Raw genomic sequence first — 25,459 nt, 5'->3', positions numbered from 1 at the left:
GGTTTCGTATCCCGACCTACACTGTGCCTTCCTTCTTCCCTCATCGCCTATTTAATGAGGGCGAACTTCAGGATCTTCTCTCCCACACCCGGCGCATCGATATGCGCGATGTAGACGCCGTAGGAGACGCTGAACCCATCCCGGTTCAGGAGGTTCCAGTACTCCCGCCCGTTCTGCACACCCGCATCATGGTTCAGGGTCTGCACGAGGTCGCCGTTGATCGTGAAGATGCGGATCGTGCATTGCGAGGGAAGGTGCTCGAAGTAGATCCGCCGCTCACCCCGCGTCGCGCCCGGAAGCCGGTTGGTCGGTTCGATATCGCTCAGCCCGACGTACGGATTGGGGACGACATAGATCTGGTCCATGAGGGAGGACGCGCGCTCCGTGCTTACGGTTGAGCCTTCGGTCGTGATCGTGAAACGGTCGCTCGTCGAGAACGGACGCCGGGTCGCGATCAACAGCACGTCGCCATTCCCGGGTGCGCGGGGAGCGATCGTGGTATCCGCCGGCTTCGTGATCACGATACCCCAGGTCGTCGTATCGGTGGTCAGCCCGGTGGACCCGGGCCTGAAGAGCACGATCTCTTCACCGGAGCTCCACTGCTGATCCTTCGTTGAGCTGTTCTCCGCGAGGAAGGTGAGTATCCGCTGCGGCGTTCCTGTGGTGACGTCCATGACGGAATATTTCACCGGGATGCGGATCACGCCCGTCCCCAGCGTGAGTGCCGTATCGATCGGCGTGGAGGAGAAACGGATCTCGTAGTCGGCCGGCCAGAGGCGCTTCCGGGAGCCGACGGACGCCGTCTTGGCGAGGAACGTGTAGTTGCATGTCCCTTCCACCCACCGCGAGCGTATGGAGTCGTAGCGCAACTCGGGATGGTCCTCCAGTTTGAGCGCAACGCCGTCGAAGACAGGATTGGAATCCTCGGCCTTGATGGCGCGGCTCTGATACACCGGGTAGTACCGGTACGTGATGGTGTACGTGGCGTTCGCAGGCATCGTGCTCGCTGCGGTCCGGCGGATCGAACCCCGCTGGAAGTTCACCAGATAGTCCACGCCGCGGGTGTACACCGTCCCGTTCGCGCCGGTCACCCGCAACGATCCGTCATCCGCGATCGCCGTGTGCCCCAGCGTCGTGAAGTTGGTATCGAAGGGTGCGAACGTCTCCGTGACCGGCTTCGCGTCCAGCACGGAATAATTCTTCCCCGGAATGTTCCTCGCGCCATTGAAGAAAGAATCGGCGAAGCTCACCGTGTACTCTCCGGCATTGCGGATCACGAGATCGTTCATCATCCGCAGCGTCACCGGGCCCGTCCCGATACCGCCCGTATGGCTGATGTTGCGCGAGGCGAGGGACGGCGCGATATAGCCGCTCGTCCGCGGACCGGGCACCACCTGTGCCGTATTCACATCGTACTTGAATTTCGATGTGATCGGGTCCACGGTGATCTTCTTCGTGGTCTCCGTGGGCGGGATGCCGACGGAATCGCCATGGTCGTACGCCACGACGGCGTAGTAGTAGGTCTGGCCATTGATCACGTTGTTCGAATCCACGAACGAGTGCACGAGCCCGCGGTTGTTGCCCAGGAAATACTGCAATCCACGGTCCTGGTACGGCACAGGAGAATACCCCTTCCAGCGGTCCTCGCCGTTCTCGGTATACCGGCCATCGTGATTCCAATCCACGAACGGTTCGCCCGTGTCGAACTTCCCGTTGAAATTGAGATCGGTGAACGGCTCCGAGCGTGTGGCAACGTCCCACTTCGCTTCTGCCCCCGTCACATCCTGCAACGGCGTCGAGAGGAATTTCGCCCCTTTGCCATCGGTGACCGTCTGGATATCGCCGAATGCGGGATCGGTGCTCCTGTAGATCACGTACCCTTCGAAGTCCTTCCCGGTGATCGGGTCGACACTCTCTTCCGCGGCGGTATCCCAGTACAGCGTCACCTTCCTGTCGTCCGGCACCGCCGTCATGTGCGGGGTAACGGGCGGACGGAAGAACTGGTAGTTCTTATTGTAGATGGTCTGCACGGTCTTCGCCGTGGTCAGCAGCCCGTCGAGGTTCTCGGCGAGGAGCAGGGCCATGGAAATGCGTTTCGTCTCGGCACGGTCCAGCGTGATGTAGCCGGATGCGAAGATGTATACGATGTCGGAATTCTGCTGGATGGCACCGAAGTTCCGGGGAATGGACCGGTTCCACATCGATTCATCGTTGGAGATGCGGTCAGTGTTCCACGACCAGCTGTTGAAGCTCGTCAGGCCGATCTGGTCCGACTCGTCGAGATCGGTGAGTTCGAAGTTCGGTTCACCCGGATAGAGCGGGTCCTGCGTCCCGTCCACAAGGCGCCGGCCGGCATCGGGGACACCGTTCCCTTCACCCTGATCCTGCGTGTTCGGCACGCCATCGATGCCGATGTCGTCTTCGAGGATGCTCCAGTCGTGATCGTTATCGATCCCGTCGTCCTGCCGTTCGTCGATGACCCCGTCGCCATCGTCATCGATCGTGTTCACCGGATTGCCCGGACTCTCGAGATATTTGCACCCGACGAACCCCAGCGGAAGCCCGCGGGCACCCTTCATGTCCGGGTCCCAGAAGTACACCATGCTGCGCGAATAGATCGGCACCCCGTCCAGACGCCCCGTGGTATCGTACGGGGGAACGAAATACCCGTTGTCATCCGTGTTCTCGGGCGCACCTCCGCCCAGGTCCGGATCGCCGTAGATGCCGAAGTACACGCTGTCCAGATGCTTATCGCTGGTGTTCGTGACCGTGTACACGAAAAAGATCGTGTTCTCTGCGAGAGCGTTGCTCCACTGGAATGCGCGCCCATCCACCTGCACACCGATCCCCTTCCGCGCAGAGTCCGCCAGGAACGGGAAGTACTGGAACTCGGTGTTGAACCGATCGTCCATTGCCCAGAACACTTCGAGGTCCGAACTCATCACATCCTGCGACAGGAAACCCGGCCAGACATACTTGCCGGTGGAGGGGTTGTACCACGTACGCGGCCAGCTATCCGGCTTCCCGTCACCATTCGTGTCATCGGCGGGATTGGAGGCCATGTACTTCTGTGCCGGATCGGCATACCCCGGAATGGGCTGCCACTGCCAGAGCGTGTCGCCGGTAGGATTCACTTCCCGCAGGTTCGGATAGTCCCAGAGGGCGTCAGAGACGATGTGGAGGCGCTTCCCGGGACCCACGCATCGGGGACGGAAGCGCCGACGATGGGGCAGAACTGGAATGCGTAGTCCAGATTGCGCCAGACGAGGTTGTTCACCGCGCGCAACGCATCATAGCCCGGGGCAATGCCGCCGTAGTTGTACAGCTCCACGGCGATCCGGTTGCCGTTCATGAAGAAGGATTTCCTGTCCTTCTGCGCCATCGTGCCGGAGGTCTTGGCAAGCGAAGGCGCTTCAGGCTTCATCGGTGCCGGCACCCCTCCGTTCACCACGGCCGGATACGGGTTGGCCTGTATGTACTCCCTGACCGCGCGGCGTGCCTTCTCGAGCTCGTCATCGTCCGCACGGACAACGGTCACACCCGCGCTCACCACGGCCACGAGCATCCACACCATCCATTGAGTGACTCTCATGTTCTTCATGCACACTCTTCCTTTATCAGCTTCCTTTGAACGCCGACGGGCCACAACCCGCCGCTCCGGATACTCTTCGTTCGGTTTCCGCCTCACCTAGAATTCGACATCCACCCCCACCCGAATTTCTCTCGGGGGTGCATAATAGTCGGGCCTCACGAACCATTCCGATGCCGGATGAACACCCGGCACACGCGCGGCGATGGCATCCGTCGCCTCGGCGGTTCCCTGTCCGGCCACGAGCGTGTACGTCGCCCGTCCGGTATCGTCATACACATATCGTTCGATCAGACCGTCGAAGAGATTGTACACTTTCAGGAACGCGGTCAAGCGGAGCCCTGCCACGGTGAAGGTCTTGTCGGCCAGAAGGTCCACGCGGACCTGCGAGGGCTTCCGCGCGCTGTTGGTGACCAGATAGACGGTCTGCGTCAGGATCTGCGGGGTGTACGGAAGCCCGGTGCCGAGGCGCCCGACGAGCGTGACGTTCCAGTCGTTCGGTTCACCGACGGAGACGGTGGCATTCAAGGTGTGTGTCTGGTCCCAATCCAGGTAGACCGGCACCTTTTCGCTCTGCCGTCCGGACGAGAGATCGACGAAGAATGCATTGGCATCGGTCTCGTTCCCCTCGGAAACCTGGAAGGTATAATCCAGGGTCGCGCCGATCAGATCGCCTGCCCCCCGCCGTTTGGTGAGCGAGAAGGTGAGCCCCTTCACGTTGCTGTAATCCTTGTTCACATACTTGTAATACGTCTCGTCGCCGCTGATGCGGATCTGCTGTTGCGCGAGCAGGTCGCGGACGTCCTTGTAGAACCCGGTCACATTGAAGGAGAGATTCGGCATGAGCTGCTGCTGGAGGCCGAGTTCATACGTGACCGTCCGCTGCGGGTTCAGGTCGGCATTGCCGAAGCTCGGCGTGCCGGTGGAGAAGCTGTACTTGAAATCCGGGTTCGCGTAGAGGTACGAGAACGGCGGCATCTGGAAGAAATGCCCGTACGAGAAATGGATGATCCCCTGATCCGTGATCGGGAACGACACACCCACACGCGGGCTCCATTGGTGCTTCCCTTTCGACCTGGCGAGCAGGGTCGAGCGGTCGACCGAGGCCGGCAGCGTCGGACTGTTCGGACTCGGGTTGAACATATCGGTGGAGTAGTCCGCGTCGGCACTGAAGAAGTCGTACCGGAGGCCGACATTCAGGATGAGGTTGTCGAACTCCATCTTGTCCTGGAGGTACGCCGAGATCTCCTTCGGCTTGCGGGTGTACGCATCGTGATATGAGGTATTCGTCGATGGGATGGTCGGGGTGAAATACCGGACCGTATCCCGGAGAACGGAGAAACTCTCATACTTCAGCGTATGCGTCTTGTACTCCGCCCCGAATTTCACTTCGTGGTTCTGCGTCATCTGGCTCGTCACATCGAACTTCACGCTCGTCGTTGCGGAACGCTGATAATAGTGGCCGTTGCGCGTGCCGCCGGAAAGGAACGTATAGGGTGCCACGGCAACACTCTTGTAATCCGGCTGGTACCGCGGGTCCGCATGGAGCGTGCTGATGTCCAGTGCTCCCCCCGGAGAGTAGACCACCGGACTTCCGGAAGCATCCAGGAGCGGGTAGAGGTACTGCTTGTAGTCGTTCAGATTGTACGACCCGCGGAGGGTGTAATACGTGGAGGCATTCACCGAATGCCGGAGTTCGAGGGCGTTCAGCAAGCCCCACTCATTATTATTGTAGTTCGCATCCGGATTGTACTTGTAGCTGTGGGAATACCCTCTCCAGGACGAGTTCGAATACAGGACGTCGTAGCGGATCTTCGCCGTGGAGAACGGCGTGAAGGTCAGTTTCGCGGTCCCGCTCACTTCCCGGCTCGGATTCATGGGCACGAGGGCGCTGTCGCCGGACCGGAACAGCGTGATGTCATTGGGGTTCATCGGGTTCACGCTGGCGTAGTCCGTAGGAAGATGCTGGCGCACGCCGTAGAGCCACCCCTTCTCGTCGTCGAACCGGCCCGAGAGGAAGAAGCTCACCTGGTCGGTGAGGATCGGCCCGTTGAGCGTGAGTTCCGTGACCGTATGGCTGAACGGCTTCACGTTGTCGATGTTCGTGAAGACCTCATCGTGCGAACTCACATAATCGCCCGTGTAGAACGACATGCTGCCGCCGAAGCTGTTCCCACCTTCCTTCGTCACCGTATTGACGACACCGCTCAGGGCATTGCCGTACTCGGCGTTAAACGTCCCGCTCACCACCGACAGTTCCTGGATGGCATTCGTGGCGATCTGCACGGTGCGGGTGTTGTCGAACGGGTTGGAGATCGACACGCCGTTCACCGTGTAGGCGATCTCGTTGGAGCGTCCGCCGCGGATATGCAATTCGCCCCCCGCGCCCTGGGTGATGCCGGCCTGCAAGGAGAGGATCTGCGTCACGCTCTCCACGGGCAAGGCCTGAATCGCTGCCGCGTCGATGTTCGTGTGCGAGGATGTCAGGTCGCGGCGGATCATCGGCGCCTCGGCCTGCACTTCCACGGTCTCGAGGGCGATCACGTCGGTCCCCAGCTTGATGTCCAGCCGGGTGGTGAAGTCCACCGAGACCTTCACATTCGTGATGCGCTTCTTCTGGAAGCCGACCCCGGAGGCGACGACGTTGTACGTCCCCGGCGGGATGTTGATGATGGTGAAATCGCCATCCACATTCGTACTGGCGCCGATGGAGGTGCCTTCGATGAGCACGCTGACGCCGACGAGGGTTTCCCCGTTCTCCGAACTCTGAATGCGCCCGGCGATCTTCCCCGTGTTCCCGCCAAAGGCGACACCGGCGATCAGGCATCCGACCAGCACAATGAACATACGACGAACTGACATACACGCCTCCTGTGCCGACGGGCTTCAGCCCGTCGCTGCATTGTAAAAAAAAGGGCCGCAACAGATGATCTGTCACGGCCCTTGTATGTCAAACAACACATCGCGGTGTGACGCCGCGGACTAGCGGACGAGCATCATCTTCTGGGATTTGCTGAAATTGCCGAACTTCAGCGTGTACACGTAGCTGCCGCTGGCAACGCCCTGTCCGGCATTGTTCGTGCCGTCCCATTCCTGCTGATACGCACCCTTCGCCATCTCCTGACTGCCGATCAGGGTCTTCACTTCACGACCCAGCATGTCATAGACCACGAGAGAGATCTTGTTCTCCGCCGGAAGCGAGAAACGGATCATCGTGGACGGGTTGAAGGGGTTCGGATAGTTGGCTTCGAGCACGTACTGATCGGGGTGACGGTGGTCATGTCGATCGGTACGAACGTCGAACCGGTCCACTCGAGCATACGGAGGTTCGTCGCGATCACGTTGACCTGCTTGTACGTGCTGTCCAGTTTCCACGAGTCGGGGGTCGCCGAGGTATCCCATGAATAGCGACGGTACGTTACGGAATCAGCGACGCTCTGATACGAGAGCATCAGTTCCTTCTTGCCGTTGCCGTTCACATCGGATCCTGCGAACATCTTGGAGACGAAGGGGCTCTCCGCAAACACGGTATCCACCCCCGTGCCGAGCGAGTCATAATAGTCGATGTTATGGAAGAATGCCGGCTCGCCGGGATAGTACACCGTGCTGGTGTAGTTCGCCGGATCCGTCAGGCTCCCCGTCCCCTTATACTCGAGGGCGACCACATTGTAGTCAGCACCACCGCCCGCAAGGATCTCCTCGCGGCCGTTGCCGTTGAAGTCATAGGCACCGATGCCCCAGAATGCACCGGTGTTCTTGCCGGCAGCTTTCCAGAGGTCTTTTCCGACGATGCCGAACTGGGTCGAGTCCTTCCAAACATACACACCGGTATCTCCCTTGGCGACCGCAGTCAGAGAGACCTGATAGTCATTCGTGGAGCCGCCGATGTAGAGGATACCCGCGATCTCTTTCGCGCCGTCGCCGTTGACGTCGGCAGGCTGCACGCCCATATACGCGACCGCATCGTCACCGAAAGACTTCATGTACTCGAAGTAGTAGTTCTTCGCTTTCGGGTTCGTCAGCGTGTCAGCACCCGGGGTCGGGTACCGGTACGAATCCGTACCCTTCGGATCGATGGACCAGAATCCGTAGAAGTTCCAGTAGTGGTTCACGATCTCCTTCGCGCCGTCGCCATCGATGTCGGTCGGGACCGACTGCCACCAGGAGCCAGCCGAGAACTTGTTCTCGGGATGCACTGCCGGGTTCCCGCCCTCGATATCCCAGGACCCGAACCCGCCGATATCACCGATGACACCAAGGATGTAGACTTTGTTGTCCTGGTTCGCCATGATCAGTTCATCACGGCCGTCGCCATCGATATCATCCACTGTGCCGGTCTCGCGGTCCATGCGGAGAGCAGAGGTGGCACCGAGCACGCCCGCAAATTGGGTAGCAGGAAGTTCAAGATCGGCAAGGCCGGGTGCTGCACCATACGAATTGTCGGTTCCGTTGTACTCGAACACCACGACCTTGCCGGTATAGCGCGGGCCAACGGGATAGATGATCTCCCTGTTGCCGTCGCCGTCCAGATCGCCATCCTTCACCCAACGCGGTGTCGAATTGGCATTGGTGCTGTACATGTTCGGCGATGACCAGACGAGTTCAAGGATGTTCGGGGCTTTGAACTCGAACACGTGCACGCGGCCGCCGTTGGCATAGTCCGTACACATGATCTCGGGCTTGCCGTCCTTGTCCATGTCCTTCGTGACCCAGGCGCTGCGGATGCCCTGGTCGTTGCGGAAGGGCTTGGTGCTGTCGGGGCCGGTCCAGAGGAATTTCGTCTGGTAGGAATTGTGTGTCGCCACGCTGGACAGCTGCGCCACAGCGGCGCTGCTGACGAGCGCAAGGACAAGCAGCACGATAGTAGCTCTGCTCATGCGTTGACTCCTGATGTGAATGAGTGAGAAAGTAGTGTAGTGGTGGACAACAAGTGCGTTCGAGATCCGACCCGGTGAGAAGAGGATGCCCCCGATGCCGCTCGCGTCCGCGGCGGGTGCGCACGTGATACAGGTATTCTTATGATACCACTCATCGCGGGGAATGTCAAGCCCGCCGCACCCATGGAACACAAATCTGGAAGGGCCAACCTTGCCTTTCTTCCCGTGATTGCTAACTTGAAAGGGTCAACTACCTTCCTCATTTCACAGGAGAAACCCATGAAGATCTTCACTCGATTGTGCCTGGCTGCACTGGCGCTTATGCTCTTTGCGCCAACGCAGCAGGCAGTTGCAGACACGTTTGCACACAATATTCGCGTGACCCAGCCGGCATCCACTGATCCCTTCGACGCCAAGTTCAACGACGGGACAGGTGCCGCGGTCCGGTTCGTGCTGTCGGACCACGCGGACTCCGTGCTGGTCCAGATCTATTCCGGCATGATCAACATCCGGACGATCAAGGCCACCGATCTCCCGTCCGGCGACACGCTCGTGGTGTGGGACGGCAACAACTTCCAGGGGACGCCGGTCGCATCCGGCGACTACTCCATCAAGATCTCCGCGTTCGATAAGGGGTACAGCACGTACACCGAGATCTTCTACGATCAGCCGTCGATCTTTACCCGTGGCGTGACCGCCATCCGGAATTCCTCGCTGAAGAATTTTGGATTCATCTATGCCGCTGACAACGGCGGCTACGCCACCGGCATCGCACGCCACTCGGCGGATGGACGTCTGTGGGGCAACAGCAAGGGCGTCGCAAAGCTCAACAACACCGGCGCGATCGTTGGACCGGCGAACCTCCGGTATTCCTCCGAAGCTGATGAGGAAGGATATGTCTACCTGATCGGACGCGACAACAAGCAGATCTTCCGCTACCATACAGACACGTTGAACGTGGTCTTGGTCGACTCGGGCGGGTACACGACCAATCTGGAAGGCCTTGCGATCGGCGGTACGGGCAGCAGCCGCGTCATGGCCGTCGCCGGCAACAGCAAAGTGTACTTCATGCCCATCGGCGCCAGCACGTGGTTCCAGCCGAAGACGATCGCCATCGACGGCGATTCCACTGTCGTCTTCTGGGACGTGCAGTTCGGCGGCGACTCCGTCATCTTCGCATCCTTCTACGGTGCGAAGGACAACATCGCACCGGGCGTGGCAATGTTCAATTTCGCCGGATGGGACGGGACCTCGTCAAAGAAGCTCGCTGATGCGCAGTGGACGGTGACCGTGGACAGCGGTCGCGGCAATACGATGGCATTGGCCCATGGCAAGGATTCCCTGGGCAGCGATGACATGCTCTATTTCACCATCGCCCGCCGCAAGGCCAGCGACGCCAATGTGAAGCAGAACATCTATGTCATCAAGAACCTCTACAGCGGGTCGCCGGTCCTGGACACGGTGTACAAGGACAAGCAGAACAACATGACCGGGGCACGCTCCGACATCGCCGTGGACGCCGTAGGGAACGTCATCTACTTCGAGAACTCCAACGAGGAAACGGTCCTGATCTCGCCGCCGACGGGTCCGAACAGCTTCACGACCGACGCGCATGAGAAGATTAAGGTCATCATCTCCGAGACCATCGCCGCCGTGCGGATCCAGTCGGTCGACCCATTCAGGCCGGACCGCATGGGCGACACGGTCACGGTGATCGGTACGGTCACCTCCATGAATCCCACGGCCAGCGCGAACCGCTTCCAGTACTTCATCCAGGATGCCACGGGCGGGATCAACGTGACGAAGGGGAGCGTGACGGGCGGCGGACCGGTCTACAAGTTCGGCGATCGCCTGGTCGTGAAGGGTGTGGTCGGACAGAATCGCGGCACGACGCAGCTGAACATCGTCAACATGGCGGACGTCCAACTGCTCGATTCGAACAATGCGGTCACACCACAAGTGCTCACTCTCCCGCACTACCTCGCGAACGCGGAAAACTATGAGAGTGAACTGATCAAGTTCATCGGCGTCGCCAAGACCGCAACATCCGTTGCGTGGCCCGCAACTGGCGCCGATGCGAACATGACCATCACCGACGGCGTCCGGGATCTCCTCCTGCGCATCGATCAGGATATGGATTTGGACGGCACGACGGAGCCGGTCTACCCGATGAGCGTCCAGGGTGTCGCCACCCAGTACACATCAGCCAGCGCTGTGTACAACGACGGTTATCAGATCACCCCGAGCTGGGTCACCGATATCACCGGCGGCATCAATGCGCCGCCGAACCGGTACTTCTCACTGCTGAGCCCGGCCCATACGTCGCGTGTGGTTCTGAATGACACCGCGCAGACGGTGACCTTCCGCTGGCGTGCAGCGGTCGACCTGAACGGCGACAATCTGATCTATCAGTGGCTCCCGGTCGGTTCCGCCGCGGTCCCGACAGGCACCGCAGCAAAGGATACGTTCCTTGTCCGCACCGGCAAGCAGCTTCTGACCTACCTGGGCGCGGCGGATTCGGTGCTGCTGAAGTGGTCGGTAGCAACAAAGGATCCGACGAACCCGATCCAACTGTGCATCGATACGGTGCATGTGACGCTCGTCCGTGGAACCATCACCGATGTGGATGGCCGCCTCGCAGTGCCGACGCAGTTCTCGCTGGATCAGAACTATCCGAATCCCTTCAACCCCAGCACGACGATCCGCTTCGGCCTGCCGGCCGCAGCATCCGTGCGCCTGACGGTCTATGATGCACTCGGCCGTGAGGTCGCGAGGCTGGTGAATGGGGACATGGGTGCCGGGTATCAGGTGGTGACCTGGAACAGCACGAACACCGACGGTGCACGCGTGGCAAGCGGCGTGTACTTCTACCGCCTGCAGGCGCAATCAGCCGGCGGCGACAAACCGTTCGTTGAACTGCGGAAGATGCTTCTGGTGAAGTAACTTCGGCGGGTGTGATGTGAACAGCGGACGCCGGGCCATGAGGAAGGTGTGCATGGCCCGGCGTTGCTGTTGCGGAGGGTGCCGCTCTCCGCGCGGGACGCTACCGGGCGAGCACCATGCGCTTCATGTCCACCTGCGCACCCGCGTTCAACCGGTAGAAGTACATACCACTTGACAACCCCGCTCCATTGAACCGCACATTGTACAGCCTTCCCGGCTCGGCAACGCCGTCAAAGAGCGTTGCAACCTCACGGCCGATCGCATCATACACCACAAGCTTCGCGGTCCCCGCTGCCGCCACGGTGAAGGAAATGGCGGTCTCCGGATTGAACGGATTCGGATAGTTCTGCTGCAGCCCGAACCCTGCCGGCACGGCATCCGTCGCCACGTCCGTGACTCCCGCGATCTCCACCCGTACCTCTTCCGTCGTCGATTCGTCCCCGTTCAGGTCCACCTGACGCAACCGGTAGTACCACGTACCGCTGGCCACCGAACCATCGGTGAACATATAGTCGTGCGGCACGATCCCGTTTCCCTGCGTCGGGACGAAATCCACCTGCTGGAAGATGCCCACATCCGCCGCACGGCGCTCGATGAAGAAACCATAATTATCAACCTCCGTCACCGTGCGCCACTGAAGGGCGACACCCGCCACACCCTCGATCGGTGAAGCGGTGAAGGAGGCCAGCGTAATGGGCAGTGGTGCTTCACCCACGATGAACTGCCCGCCGTTCACCAGTGCGGGCCAGGGGCCATAGTACTTGCCGGTCACGTACACCGTCACACCATCCACCGTGAACTTCGCAAACGAACGGAGAGTCTGGAACACGATGTCTGCGCTGCCGCTGAGCCTCTGACTGCAGCCGGCAAGGATCACCTGCTCCTGTCCGGTACTCACCCCTTTCAGGTCGATCGTACCGCTATTCCGGATATCGCCGCCGACGACCACGATCGGGCCTGTCGTGCCGTCCGGGCCATCCTTCTTCCAGGACCCACCGGCATCAACCGTCACGTCGTTGATCACGACCAGGAATCTTTCGGCATCGGACTTCCTGAGGGCCAGCGTCCCGCCAGCGTGAATGTTCAGGGTATAGGCTTCGCACAATTTCCCAGTCACGGCCACGTACGGGGACGCGAAAGCGATATGGACCCGGCTGAGCAAACCCGGAGCTTTTGTGGAATCCCAGTTCTGTGCCTGCTCCCAGTTCGCGGGGAGCGTGGGATGAGCACCCGTGAAATGACGATCGACGAGCGTGATGCCTGCGAACGACTGCGCAACCGTCAGCAGGCCGACAAGAATGACCAGGACTGTTGTACGCATGATGGAACCCTCCTGAGAAGAATGAAAAGCAGTTGAAAACGGACTGTTCGATGATGACTGATGGTACCTGTGTGCGGTGTCGGGAGACACCCGATGTGTGGAGTCAATATACACGATACGCCCGGCCGGCGCTGTAATCGCGGTCACGTACGCACATCATACCCATCCGAACGGCCCCGGAGCCGACATTTCTACAATGGTACGCGCTTGATTTTCTGATGGGAATCGGGTAGGTTCGAAGGGCAGTTGGATACAGATACGACCACCACCAGCGATCACGCCATGCCGATCCGCATCTTTGTCACCGGGGGAACCTTCGATAAGGAATACAACGAACTCGAAGGAAAACTCTTTTTCAAGGACTCCCATCTGCAGGAGATGCTCACGCTGGGCCGGTGCAAACTCGATGTGGCGATTCGCACGTTGATGATGGTGGACAGCCTGGAGATGACGGATGCGGACCGTTCACTGATCCTCGACCAGTGCAGGAAGGCGCACGAGGAGAAGATCCTGATCACCCACGGCACCGATACGATGGATGTGACCGCACGCGCGCTGGGCACGGAAGTAACGGGCAAGACGATCGTCCTCACCGGCGCAATGGTCCCGTATAAGTTCGGCAGCTCCGACGGTCTCTTCAATCTTGGCAGCGCCCTGGCCTATGTCCAGGTCCTCCCCCACGGTGTCTACATCGTGATGAACGGGAGGGTGTTCACGTGGGACAACGTGAAGAAGAACAAGAAGACAGGGGTCTTTGAGGAACACTGAAGCAGAGACACCACGGAGCGGACAGAAAAGGAAAACGGCGTATGCACGAAAGCTCATACGCCGTTCCCGGAGTGGTCTTCCGTATCACGATACTCTTAGTATCTTTCCACCTTGATACTCGACACCCCCGCTTCGATGTTCACCGAGATCGTGCTCTTTGCGGTGCCGAAATTCTCCGTGCGGTAGACGCCTTCACCGGACTTCGTGAACCCGGGAAAGTGCTTGGAGGACAACGCCGTCTCCAATTCCACCTCACAGGCCGCCGATTCCGGAACATACAGGGTGATCGAGGAGGCCCCCGCGGAGACATGGACGTTCGTCGTGGATGACCGGTCGCCCAGCGTGATCTTCATGCTGGAGGCGCCGCCGTTGATCTCCAGGTGTTCCACCTTGAACGGTGTCAGATCGCATGTCAGTTTCGCCGCTCCGATATTCATCTCCAGGTCCCAGACCGGAGCAGCGTTGAGGCGCGCCGTTACCTGATTGCTGTTCCGGCCCAGGCGGAGTCCTTTCCGCTTTCCCTCCAGAGACATCGTATACGTCCGGTCTTCGCCCTGGCCAGATTCATCGAACGCATACATCCCGAGGTTCGATTCCACTTCAGCGAAGAGCAGGTTCGTGGACGTATCGGCGATGGTGAATGCACCGGCGCCGGAGTCGAGGATGAACTTCACATGCTTCACCGTCGTGTCGGGTGATACCACGAAACTCTGGGAGGAATTCGCCAATTCTCCCTCGTCCTCCTCGTCCCAGAACGATGTGGTGACAAGTGCCGCAAAGAAATATGCAAGCACCAGACCCGCAACACCCGCTGTGATCAATCGCACAATCTTCCCTCCTACCAGAAGTCCGATTCCCCAGAGCACCAGGACCAGGGGCCAGAGCCCGATGGCGATACTCCACTTCGGTGTCATGATGCCCGCCTTGTCGGCAAGGACCAACAGGCCGAGGGAGACGAGTGCCACTCCCCAGAAGATCCGGCCGGGTCTCATGACTGTCCTCCCTGCTGCGGTTGGTTGTCATCGCGGGAACGCCACAGCATGGCGCCGCCGATCGCGACAAGTATGAGCGGCCAGAAATCCCCAAAACTCACGTCCAGGAACCTGTCGGCCAGGAACAGACAGCCAATGACAATAAGGACGATGCCGCCGATGACGCTACCGCGGTCACGTTTGCGCTCGCCTGCAGAAGAGGGTGTCGGTGTGTCCATGGGTCTGCCTTTCGATGTTCAATGTGGGCTGCAGCCTGAACTGCCGGGCCCGGAGTGCGTGTGTCCCTTCCTGAGAAGTTGTACGCAAACCGGGCCCGGATTGTTGCTCACTATCTCACGACGCGGAACGTCCCGGCACCAGCCCTGGAGGAATACCGGCCATCGTACATGGCTTCTGCCGAGACCGGCGGATGGACGAAGGTGCCGGCCGTGACCGCCCGGACCGCGTAATAGAACACCTGCTGCCGCTTGCCACCGCGGAAACTCGTGTACAGATTGATACGGTCATCCCGGATGTCCATGTATTCCGGTACGGTCGCGTTCTGAATGAAGGGATACGCCGTGGCTTCCGTCAGACGTGGATTCTCGATCTCGAGCCCCGCAGGTAAAAGGTCGCTCACCGCAACATACTCCAACCGATCCACCGACGACGTGAGCGTGATGCGCACGACCAGAAGGTCGTTCTGCTTCACCGTTTGCCCCGTCACCACCCCGCCGGAGCGGTTGAGCAGATCGCGCCGCACCTGCAGATTCCGGTCCTCCATGCTCACCTTGCCGTCGGTCCGGATACCCTCGACCGCCAGCGTATAGTACACACGACCACTTCCCTCGATCGCGATCGTGACGGTCTTGCCATACGGCTCGCAGTCGATCCGCTGCGTCCCACCGGCGTAGGCATAATCCTTGCCCCCGACCTTCACCTTCCCGGTGGCTTTCGTCGCCGTCGCCAACCGGGCCGCCTTGCCGAACGCCAGCAACGTGAAGGCGTTGTCCTGTGTACTGTACCATTCATCCGTGCGGTACGCCTTCGAGAGGTATTCCGTGAGGCGCGGCACATGCGGACTGTTCAGGTCCGTTTCCAGCAGCACATTCAGCATCACCGCCGCCGAGCGCACCGGTGAATCCAGATCGCCGCCACTCTGACGCGCTGTCTCATCCACCACGAATTGACCGGGCATGATATCGCTGTACGAACGCCGGTCGCCGGCGAGCGCATACGCACCGGCGAGCATGTACCGGGTATCGGCCGTCAGCAACGAACGCTCGTTGCGGTAGAAGCTCATCACGGACTGCTCCGGCTTTCCCGCGAGCGCGAGCACGTAGAGCGCATAGAGCGAACTCTTTGCAGCGATCCGCCGGACGACCCACTTGTTCGCTTCACGAGAGGAACGGTCCTCGGTCTTCCTGTCGCGGGCGATGCGCGCGATCGCACCCAGCGCCGACGACAAGGTGGCATCCATCACGGCATACCCGCCCTTGCGTGCCTCGACAAGGAAGTGTGTCGCATACACGGTCGCCCATGGATTCTCTTCCGTCCCGCCCGGCCAGTAGGAGAATCCGCCGTCCTGCAACTGCATCCCGCTGACCTTGGTGATCGCCTCATTCACATAGTACGTGGGACTCCCACCGGTCAATGTGCCCGGCGCGAGGACCGAGGCAATGTCGCGCAGATAGATCTGTGGGAACGCACGGGAGACCGTCTGCTCCAGGCATCCGTGCGGATAGCCGAGGAGTGCTTTCAACTGCCCGGCCATGGAGGAGACCGGGAACGGGCTCAGCGCCACATAGGCCTTCCGTCCGGCCGGCAGATAGACATCACCCACCTGAAGACTCACGTTGTTCCCGCCGTCGACGTACCCCGTCTGCGCATCCGTGGCGAACGGCGCGGCCGGGCGCACGGGAAGCTCGGTCGAAGATTCCAGCACCTCGCCCAGAGCCCGCGCACGCACCTTCACCGTGCCGGCGCCGATGAGCGGACCGGCAACGAGCGCCACCGGTGTGTACCGTTCCTGATTCGCCCCGACCTCGAGTTCCACCTGCTTCTGCGTCGTGCGCACGGGCCCGGAGGTCTCGATGTCGAACATCACCGTGGTACCCGTCGCCGTCGTATTGAACGCCGTGAGCGGCATACTGAAGGAATCCCCCGGCGCCACGAAGCGCGGCAAGGCCGGGGTCACCACGATGTTGTCCGCGACCTTCATCGCCTTCTCCGCCGACCCGAACCTGTCGCCTTTGTACGCGAATGCCATCAACCGCACCTCCCCGTTGAACTCGGGGATGGTCAGCGGCACCGTGGCCTCGCCGTTGCCATCAGTCGTGAGAATGCCGGACCAGAGCGCGAGCGGCTTGAAGCGCTGCACGCCGAGGGGATTCACACGCTTGCCCATCTCTGCTTCACCGCCACCGGTGCTGGACGACCGCGAGCGGTCGGGTTCCGGCAACAGATGCTTGAAGAAGTCGTGCGTGTCCGTTTCAAGCGCACGACGGGCGTAGAAGTATCCGTACGGATCAGGCGTCCTGTAGTTCTTCACCTGGCAGATCCCTTCGTCCACCGCGGCCAGCGTGAGCGCCACACCCGGTTCACCCGAAACGGCCACGGTGATGGTCTGCTTGCCGCGCGGACGGATCCGCTCCGGGGCCCGGATCTGGACATCGAGCTTGTTGCTCTTCCGCTCGACCATGATCGGCGCGAACCCGTGGCCGGCCAGGAGCGGGATGTTGAGGTCGTTGATCTTCCGGAAGAGCACCGCCGCCACATAGACCGTCGGCAGATGCGCATCCGTGATGTCCAGGTCCATCGATGCGGCATTGTTGACCACATCGAGGTACTGGTGGGTGAAGACATGGTTCCTCTCGACGGTCACGAGCATCTTGCCGCTGAACGGAGCCTGGAACAGGATGTGTGCCTTTTCGCCCGGCGCATACACCTTCTTGTCCATCACGATGTCCACCCGCGCCTCAGGATCGACCTCGAACGAGGTCATGTCCGATGTGCCCCAGCTGTACGAGTAGAACTCGATCTGATTGTACCCGGCATCACCGGCCTTGCTCACCCGCAGCGCGTAGTCCCCCGAACGCGGTGCGGTGTAGGTATACTCCAACGGCCCGGAGCCGATGGTGACCCGGTCCGTGCGCACCGGGATCTCGCGCCGCTCCGACACATAACGGAGGTTGTTGGTCTGCGGATGCTGACGCAATACGGAATGCCATTCATACCGGATCAACTGCACCTGGGCCGTGAACCCCTTCAGCACCTGGTCCTGCGGATCCACCGCCACGATCCGGACCTTCTGCGGCGTGTTCGGTGCGGCGTAGTACGCCCCGGCATTCTTCACTCCGATCAGGTACGACTTCGGGTAGACCATGGTCTGCGCGACCTGATACACCGGCCTTCCGGACTCATCGAACACCGCCACCCGTGCCCGTGCACGGATGATACCGGACGTCGACAGCCCTTCGGGGATCGTCATCGAGACTGCTGCCGTCCCGTCGTTTTCCGTCCGCCCGGTGGCAACGAACGGGTCGCCGACGTTGTTCGATGCCGCATCATCGCGGAAGACGAACTCAGGGAAATTCTTCGAGACGTACGGTACGACCGTGAAGGCTCCCTCGAACTCCCAGTTCCTCCCTGCAGCCGGCGGACCGAAAAAGTTGGTCGCCTGGACGGTATAATCGACCGTCTCACCCGGTCTTGCGGTCTCAAGCGTCGGCGTCAGATTCACCCGCAGCCGGTCGGGCACAAAATCCTCGACGCTCACTTTGTACGAGGTAAGGAACACATTGCTGCCGGTGTACAGCTCATACCGGTAGTCGCCGGTACCGGCGGCGGTGGATGTCTGGAACGACGACTCGAACGCACCCTGGTCATTCAACGTGTGCTGCGTTTCCTGCACGAGCGAGCTCCGCGGACTGAACAGCTTCAGGCGCACGGGCATGCCCGCGGGAACCGGGTTCGAGAGATTGCGCACGAGGCCGGCAACGACCACCTTCTCTCCCGGACGGTAGATGTTCCGGTCGCCGTAGAGCATCGCATCATATGGCCCTGCAAGATCCCGCCTCCCGGAAACGTCGTACCGCGACGTCTCCACCCGGTAATCGTCCAGATGCAGGAAATTGAAATCGTTGTCCGCTTCGGCCGTCACGATCCGGAGGGGGAAGTCCTTCATCTTCTCTGCCATCCCGGTGAAGCGGGCAACGCCGTCCGGATCGGTCTTCGCAACGGCAACGACCTGGTTCGTCGTCGAGATGAGCGAGATGGTCACGTTCGGCATCGGGGTGGTGGTCACGAGGTTGGTCGCAAAGACCAGGACCTCGTTGTACGAGGTCTTTGCGATGAGACCGATATCCGAGATCGAGATCAGCTTCGAGGTCGACCGCCACGACTCTTCCGGATTCGCGATCTCCACAAGATAGAACCCCTTGTATCCGGTGTTCATGAACGGGGCAAGACTGAACGGCGTGGTGATCTCCCGGTTGGGCACGTGGGCGACGCTGATCGTATCGTACGAGAGCTGCCGCCCGAAATTCCCGACATAGTACCGGTATTTTTTCACCCACGACTCGCCACCGCCCTCTTCATCGCCGTAGTACGAGTAATCGTAGTAGCGGCCGTTGTCCAACAGATAGACGATGTTGTTCTGGAAGATCTGGCTGACGCGCACCGCAAGCTGCGGAAGGTTCACGGTCTTGATGTCGATGGAGCGTGCCCCGCCGAGCATCATGTACATGCCACTGGACGAGGCGAAGCCGAACGACGGCGCGATGTTGCCGATCACGACGTCGGCTTCGTAGTCGTTCTGCGTCTTGCCACCGAGTACGCTCTCCAGGCCTTTCTTTACGATCAAACGGAAGGCCGCACCCGGTTCAAATGAACCAAGCAAGGTGAACCCGTCGCCATCGTTCCGGACGGTGAAGGGGCGTACCGGATCCAGGGTCACGCCGGCCTTTGCCACCTCGGCGTCCACTTCCTGAGAGGTCCTGACCTTGATCCAGCCATTGTTCCCATCCGACCCGAATTCATGCCCGAGGATCTGCAGTTCCCCGAGCGGCGGCATCCTGTACACGAAGGGTTCTTCCGTACGGATACGCGTGCCGGTCTCCGGCGAGGTCAGATCCCCCGAGCAGGTCACCGCGATCACCCGCTCCTTCTCGAGCTGGGTCACCGTCCCGATATCCACCGCGATCACGCGGCTCTTGCCGGTTGTGGCGACATTCGCGATCGGCCTCTGTTCATTGTCGACCTTCACCGTGACCATCCCGGGCACATCGGACGCATTCACCTCATACGTGAACTCCAGGTTCGCGCGGATGCCGATCTCCCGCTTCTGCCCGATCCGGTCATAGAAGAACTCCGCCCCTTTCAGGCGGAAGCTCTCTGTCTCAAAGGAGAATTCGGCAGGCCCATCGAACCCCGTGGCGCCCGACATCTGCGTGAGCAGGTCGGTATTCAGCTTCGCCGTGAACCGGGCGTCGCCCGGAAGCTGGCCGTCCGGACTGAACACCAGCCGTGTGGTATCCTCCCAGATGAACTTGCCGGGGATCCCCGGCGAGAACGTCACGTACGGCGTCGAGGTCCACTGGTTCACGGAATCCATCGGCACGATCGCGCGGGAGAACGTGACCGGCAGAATGAGGTCGCGCCCCACGACGCCCGAGGGCAATGTCGAGGTGACGCGGAGGACGTTCGTTCCCGGCCCGCCGCAACTGTGCAGAAGCACGGCGAGAAGGACGAGCACCAGGAGGAGGCGGTGGCGTGTCATGGAACTTCCTTGTTGGTGTTGGATATGGAGGCACACTTTCTCTCGCACAGGCGCAAAGGTGAAAAGACCAGGGCCGTACAGGCGGGGGGATCTGGCGCCTTGGCGAGAGCGACCCGACCCTCCACGGTACGTCCTGGCGCTCGTGTCCCTGCCTTCTTTGCGTCATTACACCGCGTTGTTACAGAGCACTCTTGACGGTCATGGAGACGGACGACAAACGCCCGCGATCATCCATGCAGGCGACCGTGTGCGACCCCTGGGCCAGCGCAACGAACACTTTCTCTCCGGGTCGCTTCTTCCCGAGATACGTGTCGTCCACATACCACCGGTGGTCCTGCACATCCACGCTGGACCCGGCCTGCAGCACGATCTTCTGCCCGGGCGATGTGATGAAGTAGGTCATCCCCTCGGAGGGGCTCAGGATCGTCGGGCCTTCGCCCGCGAACACCCGCGTACATCCCGGTTCGTGCGGCGGAGCCAGCGTCTTGTTCACGCCATGCATCTTCCAGAAGTGAACGAGTTCGGGAGGATACTGCGCATACACGACGGGCTTGTACGCATGAGCACCAAGACAGGACGCACAGTAGGTCACGGCGCCGTCCGGCGACACCAGGAACTCGCAGCACACGGTGCACGGTGTCGTGGACGAGATACGATCGATGTACATATCGTCGATGAGTTGCGAGCAGAACGTGCCGGGCGGACGGCCGCTGCGTGCGCAGACCTGGCGTGTCCGGATGCTCGCCGGCGGACGCAGGATCCCCTTCTCCGAGATCGTCGAGATCGATGTGAAGACATCCAGCAGGAGCGGTGCCGCGGAGCGGCTCCCGACGAGATCGGGGTTCCCGCGGTTCGTCACATTCCCCATCCACACGCCGATGGTGTACATGGAGGAATAGCCGATGCACCACGCATCGCGACGGCCATACGACGTCCCCGTCTTGTAGGCAACCTTGGGGAGCGTGAGCGCATAGTCGAAATTGTTCGGCAGATCGGGGCGTTCAAGGCCCGAGAGGATATGTGTCACGACGTACGCCGTGGCCGTCGAGAACACCTGCACATCCTGCGCTGTGTCGACCGGAGCATCCTCGAGCCACCGCAACGGCCGCCACACACCTCCGCGCGGGAAGGAAGCGAAAGCGGGTACCAGTTCATCGAGACGCACACCACATCCACCGAGGATCATGCTCAGGCCCAGGCGTCCGCGTTGTTGTTGCAGCGATACGAACCCTTCCTTCGCCAGGAAATCCTCGAAGGTGCCAAGCCCGGCGCGCTTGAGCATGCGTACCATCGGTACATTCAGCGAGCGCTGGAGCGCTTCATCTGCATGGACGAGGCCGTCATACCCGCCATCGTAGTTCTCCGCATAGAACCCTTCGGCGTCGTACGGAGTATCCAGCAGCACCGTGCGAGGCGTGAGCTCTCCCGCTTCGACCTGCATCGCATACAGGAACGGCTTGAGCGTGGAACCCGGAGAGCGCAGGGCCATGACCGCGTCCACCTGTCCCTGCGACGCATCATCCGCGAACGCACCGGATCCCGCATACGCGCGCACCGCACCGGTCGCATTCTCCATGACGAGGACAGCACCGTTCTGCACCCCGCTCAGCCGCCACGGCCTGAGGTGGTTCGCAAGAAGGGTCTCGACCTTTCTCTGGATGTCCATATCGAGTGTACTATGGACCAGGGCGGCACCGGGGAAGCGCCTCGCTACACGCAACGCAAAATGTTCCGCTTCACGCGGAAGCGCCCGGCGTTCCGCTGCTGCCGGCGTGTTCCACAACACGACGGAATCCGCCTCAGTGAGCATGCCCTCTGCCAGCCATCGCTTCGCCTGGGACAACCGCTGGTGCACCAACGCCTCTCCGTTCCTGTCAGGCCGCAGGCCGTTCGGATCGCTCGGGATCAGCATGAGGTCGAACAGCTGTGCCACATTCAATCGCTCGAGCGGGGTCTGATAATAGATGAGTGCGGCAGATTGCAGCCCCTCGATGTTGCCTCCCAGCGGGACCATCGAGAGGTACATTTCGAGCAGTTCCTCCTTCGAGTACGCCCATTCCAACTGGAACGCGCGGAGGATCTCCAGCATCTTGTTGCCGACCGTCCGTTCCTTCGGCTCGAGCATGCGGGCGATCTGCATCGTGATCGTGGACGCACCGGACACACGGCGTCCGCTGCTCAGATTCTGGTACACCGCACGGACAAGCGCAAAAGGATTGACGCCGGGATGATAGGAGAACCAGCGGTCCTCCCGGGCAAGCAGGATGCTCTTGAGGCGCGGCGGGATCTCGTCGGGCGACGTTTTCAGCCGCCAGATCCCGTCCGGGGCACGGAACGCATGGACGAACCTGCCGCGCTGATCCTCGATCAGGGTCGAATACGGTTTGGGGTGCGGAAGGGGGAAAAGGGAGGACAGGAGGAACGCCAGGCCGATCATGCCCCCCACTATGCCACCCGCGATGCGCAGGGTCTTCCGGAGTATCACGTGCGGCGCCCCGTCAGGCATTCTCGCCACAGGGGCCGGAAAGGACCGCCATCCAACGGGGCAAAACAGGTCTGGCCCCCGGGAGGGTGCGGGCGTTGGAACTCATGGTCTGCTCCGGAAGTGTCACCGAATGTACCCAAACACGGAGGTGAAGTCAAGACGGCCTTTTTGCAATTCCGTACATTTCTTCGTACTTTTTTGCATGATCCTGCTCTGCTTATGGCCCTGATCCCCCCGACCACACTCGACCGCGCCCGTTCGCTTTTCCCGTACCTTGCCAGCGGGCATGTCTATCTTAATCATGCTGCGACGAGCCCCTTGGCGACGCCGGTGGTCAATGCGCTTTCCGCGCATATCGCCAACCGTGCAACGGGTGAGATCGACACCTACGGGGACGACCTCCCCATGATCAAGGAATGGCGGAAGAACGTCTGCCGGCTCATCAACGCCGAAGGGCCGGAGCGTATCGGGTTCGCCATGAACACCTCTGACGCCCTGAACATCGTCGCGGCCGGGCTGCCCTGGCGCGATGGGAACCACATCCTGCTGAACAACGCGGAATTTCCCGCGAACCTTCACCCCTTCCTTCATCTCCGGCGGCATGGTGTCCAGGTGGATATGATGCAGGTGGAGAACGGGATCGTGACACCGGAGATCATCGCACACGCGTTGCGGCCCGACACCCGTCTCCTCGCCATCAGTGCGGTGCAGTTCCTCTCCGGATACCGTGCAGATCTCGAAGCGATCGGCGCGCTCTGCCGGGACCGCAGCATTCTCTTCGTGGTGGACGGGATCCAGGCCGTGGGCGCCGTACCGATCGATGTGCAGGCGATGCATATCGACTGCCTCGCGGCCGGTGCACAGAAGTGGCAGATGTCGCCGCAGGGTACCGGCTTCCTCTATGTGACCGACGATCTTCAGTCCAGCATCACCCAGCAGCATGTCGGCTGGCTCTCCGTGGCAACACCGTGGAATTTCAAGGACCTGGACCAGGAGCTGGACGGATCGGCCCGGAGATATGAGGGCGGCACGCTCAACATCACCGGAATGCATGCAATGAATGCAGCTCTCACGATGCTGTTGGAGGTGGGGGTCGACGCGATCGCGGGGCACATTCTCACGATCACCGGCGTCCTGATGCAGGCATTGACCGGCATCGAAGGAGTGCACTGCGTCACGCCGGCGGATCCGAACCGTCGCGCGGGCATCGTCACCGTGCGCCCGCCCGCAGGGCTGCGGGCGGAAGAACTGGCGGTGCACATGCGTAACGCCGGTGTGACCATCGCCGTGCGTGAGGGGCTTCTCCGGTTCTCCCCGCATTTCTACAACACGCCCGACGAAATGCAGCGCGCCGCGTCCGCGTTGAAGGATGCCATTGCACGTTCGCGCAGCGAAGCGGGTGCCCGATGAAGTTCGGCGGCCGCATCCTCGTCATCGACGACAATCCGGAAGCGCGCGAACTTCTGAAGACGATCCTGTCGGAGAAGGGGTATCAGATCCTGGAAGCCGGGGATGGCGAGCAGGCGCTCGAGGTGATGAGCAGATCGCTGGTGCACATGGCGATCGTGGACCTGGATATGCCGAAGATGAACGGGATCGAATTCTCGAAACGTGCGAAGGCCGCCCGCCCCGACCTCCCCATCATCATGGTCACGGCGTACTCGCAATTCTATCTCCCGGCGGACATCCTCGCATCGGGCATCGATGCCTTCCTTCAGAAACCGCTGGACCTCAGCCGCTTGCTCAAAGCCATCGAGCAGCTCTAGACCGCGGCTCACTCCTTCCACATCACGATCATCACAACACCCGCGATGATGATGCCGGCGGCGATGAGCATCCGCACCGTCAGTTCCTCCCCTCCCAATGTCCATCCCAGGATCACCGCGATCACCGGGTTGACGTACGCATAGGTAGAGACCCGTGCGGGAGATGCGACACGCAGGAGCCACACGTATGCCGTGAATCCTATCAGCGAACCGAACAGGAAGAGATAGCCAAGGGACAGAAGCGAGACGGTCGAGACCGTGGACACATCGAGTCGGAACGGTTCACCGGAGACCGTACTGATGATCAAGAGGATCGCTCCACCGGCAAGCATTTCCACCGCCGTCGCCATGAGTGGTGACGCGGGCAGGATCGCCCGGCGGGAGTAGAGCGACCCTGCAGCCCAGCAGATCTCCGCGAGAAGAAGCACGAGAAGGCCAGCCACCGAGAATCCCTCCCCGGTCAGGATATGGTCCGGCCCGACCAACAGGATGGTGCCGCCAAGGCCGATGGCAAGGCCCAGGGTGATGCGCCCTGTCGGCCGCTTGCCTCCGAAGAACAGCCAATCGAGCAGGACGAAGAAGATCGGGGCGGTGCCGATCAACAACGCCGTTACCCCGGAAGGAATGGTCTGTTCTGCCCAGGTCACGCCGCCGTTCCCGACGACGAGCAGGAGCCCTCCAATGATGACCCCGGAACGCCAGTGGGCGCTCGTGGGCATCGCCCCACCGCGGTACCGGTCCCAGAGGAAGAGCACCGCACCTGCAAGAAGGAACCGCGTCGCAGCCATCATGAACGGCGGGATGGTCTCGACGCCGAACCGGATGGCGAGATACGTCGATCCCCAGACGATGTAGATCGTCAGGAATGCCGCGACGATCTTGAAGGTGGACGGCGCCGGTGCTGGACTCTGGTCGGTACTGATACTCTCTTCTCCCATTTCAAAATCGTAAGGGCGCAGC

Annotated in this window: 15 protein-coding genes; 4 read left to right on the top strand and 11 right to left on the bottom strand. The window is 60.9% G+C overall.

Translation table 11 applies throughout. The features are described 5' to 3' along the window. Positions 1-47: 47 nt before the first annotated feature. From IPI01_11405 to IPI01_11385, 5 genes are all read right to left on the bottom strand, one after another. Entirely contained in the window at positions 48-3,200 is a 3,153-nt protein-coding gene (locus tag IPI01_11405; GenBank protein MBK7258384.1) for a hypothetical protein, read from the bottom strand. Then, positions 3,131-3,601 carry a hypothetical protein gene (locus tag IPI01_11400; GenBank protein ID MBK7258383.1) on the bottom strand — a complete coding sequence of 157 codons (471 nt, stop codon included), beginning with the start codon at positions 3,599-3,601 and terminating at the stop codon, positions 3,131-3,133. The genes IPI01_11405 and IPI01_11400 overlap by 70 nt, the downstream gene beginning before the upstream one ends. Positions 3,602-3,688: 87 nt before the next feature. Then, the gene (locus IPI01_11395) at positions 3,689-6,451 is read right to left on the bottom strand and encodes a TonB-dependent receptor (GenBank protein ID MBK7258382.1); all 2,763 of its coding nucleotides are present in this window, start codon (positions 6,449-6,451) and stop codon (positions 3,689-3,691) included. A 120-nt stretch (positions 6,452-6,571) separates the two neighbouring features. Continuing rightward, on the bottom strand, positions 6,572-6,844 hold the full coding sequence (locus IPI01_11390; protein ID MBK7258381.1) for a T9SS type A sorting domain-containing protein: 273 nt from the start codon (positions 6,842-6,844) through the stop codon (positions 6,572-6,574). Continuing rightward, positions 6,799-8,466 carry a VCBS repeat-containing protein gene (locus IPI01_11385; GenBank protein ID MBK7258380.1) on the bottom strand — a complete coding sequence of 556 codons (1,668 nt, stop codon included), beginning with the start codon at positions 8,464-8,466 and terminating at the stop codon, positions 6,799-6,801. Before IPI01_11385 ends, IPI01_11390 begins: the two co-directional genes overlap by 46 nt. A gap of 279 nt (positions 8,467-8,745) precedes the next feature. Between IPI01_11385 and IPI01_11380 the strand changes: the two genes are divergently transcribed. Continuing rightward, positions 8,746-11,409: a T9SS type A sorting domain-containing protein gene (locus tag IPI01_11380; protein ID MBK7258379.1), complete on the top strand. Its 2,664-nt coding sequence runs from the start codon at positions 8,746-8,748 to the stop codon at positions 11,407-11,409. A 100-nt stretch (positions 11,410-11,509) separates the two neighbouring features. On the opposite strand, the gene IPI01_11375 is transcribed toward IPI01_11380, so the two are convergent. Next, on the bottom strand, positions 11,510-12,730 hold the full coding sequence (locus tag IPI01_11375) for a T9SS type A sorting domain-containing protein (GenBank protein MBK7258378.1): 1,221 nt from the start codon (positions 12,728-12,730) through the stop codon (positions 11,510-11,512). A 282-nt stretch (positions 12,731-13,012) separates the two neighbouring features. On the opposite strand from IPI01_11375, the gene IPI01_11370 reads away from it, so the two are divergent. Next, complete coding sequence (locus IPI01_11370; GenBank protein MBK7258377.1) at positions 13,013-13,498, top strand: asparaginase; 486 nt, start codon at positions 13,013-13,015, stop codon at positions 13,496-13,498. Between the two features lie 95 nt (positions 13,499-13,593). On the opposite strand, the gene IPI01_11365 is transcribed toward IPI01_11370, so the two are convergent. The 4 genes from IPI01_11365 to pbpC form a co-directional block, all read right to left on the bottom strand. Then, positions 13,594-14,490: a hypothetical protein gene (locus tag IPI01_11365; GenBank protein ID MBK7258376.1), complete on the bottom strand. Its 897-nt coding sequence runs from the start codon at positions 14,488-14,490 to the stop codon at positions 13,594-13,596. Further along, on the bottom strand, positions 14,487-14,708 hold the full coding sequence (locus IPI01_11360) for a hypothetical protein (GenBank protein MBK7258375.1): 222 nt from the start codon (positions 14,706-14,708) through the stop codon (positions 14,487-14,489). The genes IPI01_11365 and IPI01_11360 overlap by 4 nt, the downstream gene beginning before the upstream one ends. 110 nt (positions 14,709-14,818) lie before the next feature. Beyond that, the gene (locus IPI01_11355) at positions 14,819-20,248 is read right to left on the bottom strand and encodes an alpha-2-macroglobulin family protein (protein ID MBK7258374.1); all 5,430 of its coding nucleotides are present in this window, start codon (positions 20,246-20,248) and stop codon (positions 14,819-14,821) included. Between the two features lie 178 nt (positions 20,249-20,426). Beyond that, positions 20,427-22,733 (bottom strand): penicillin-binding protein 1C, encoded by a 2,307-nt coding sequence (gene pbpC, locus IPI01_11350; protein MBK7258373.1) that lies wholly within the window; start codon positions 22,731-22,733, stop codon positions 20,427-20,429. A 219-nt stretch (positions 22,734-22,952) separates the two neighbouring features. On the opposite strand from pbpC, the gene IPI01_11345 reads away from it, so the two are divergent. Further along, positions 22,953-24,143, top strand: a complete 1,191-nt coding sequence (locus tag IPI01_11345; GenBank protein MBK7258372.1) for an aminotransferase class V-fold PLP-dependent enzyme — start codon at positions 22,953-22,955, stop codon at positions 24,141-24,143. Continuing rightward, the gene (locus IPI01_11340; GenBank protein ID MBK7258371.1) at positions 24,140-24,499 is read left to right on the top strand and encodes a response regulator; all 360 of its coding nucleotides are present in this window, start codon (positions 24,140-24,142) and stop codon (positions 24,497-24,499) included. The genes IPI01_11345 and IPI01_11340 overlap by 4 nt, the downstream gene beginning before the upstream one ends. Positions 24,500-24,507: 8 nt before the next feature. On the opposite strand, the gene yedA is transcribed toward IPI01_11340, so the two are convergent. Continuing rightward, complete coding sequence (yedA, locus tag IPI01_11335; GenBank protein MBK7258370.1) at positions 24,508-25,437, bottom strand: drug/metabolite exporter YedA; 930 nt, start codon at positions 25,435-25,437, stop codon at positions 24,508-24,510. Positions 25,438-25,459: the final 22 nt, after the last annotated feature.

Source organism: Ignavibacteriota bacterium (assembly GCA_016707525.1).
Lineage (GTDB): Bacteria > Bacteroidota > Ignavibacteria > UBA10030 > UBA6906 > JAGDMK01.
This window is presented reverse-complemented; position numbering and strand designations above follow the sequence as displayed.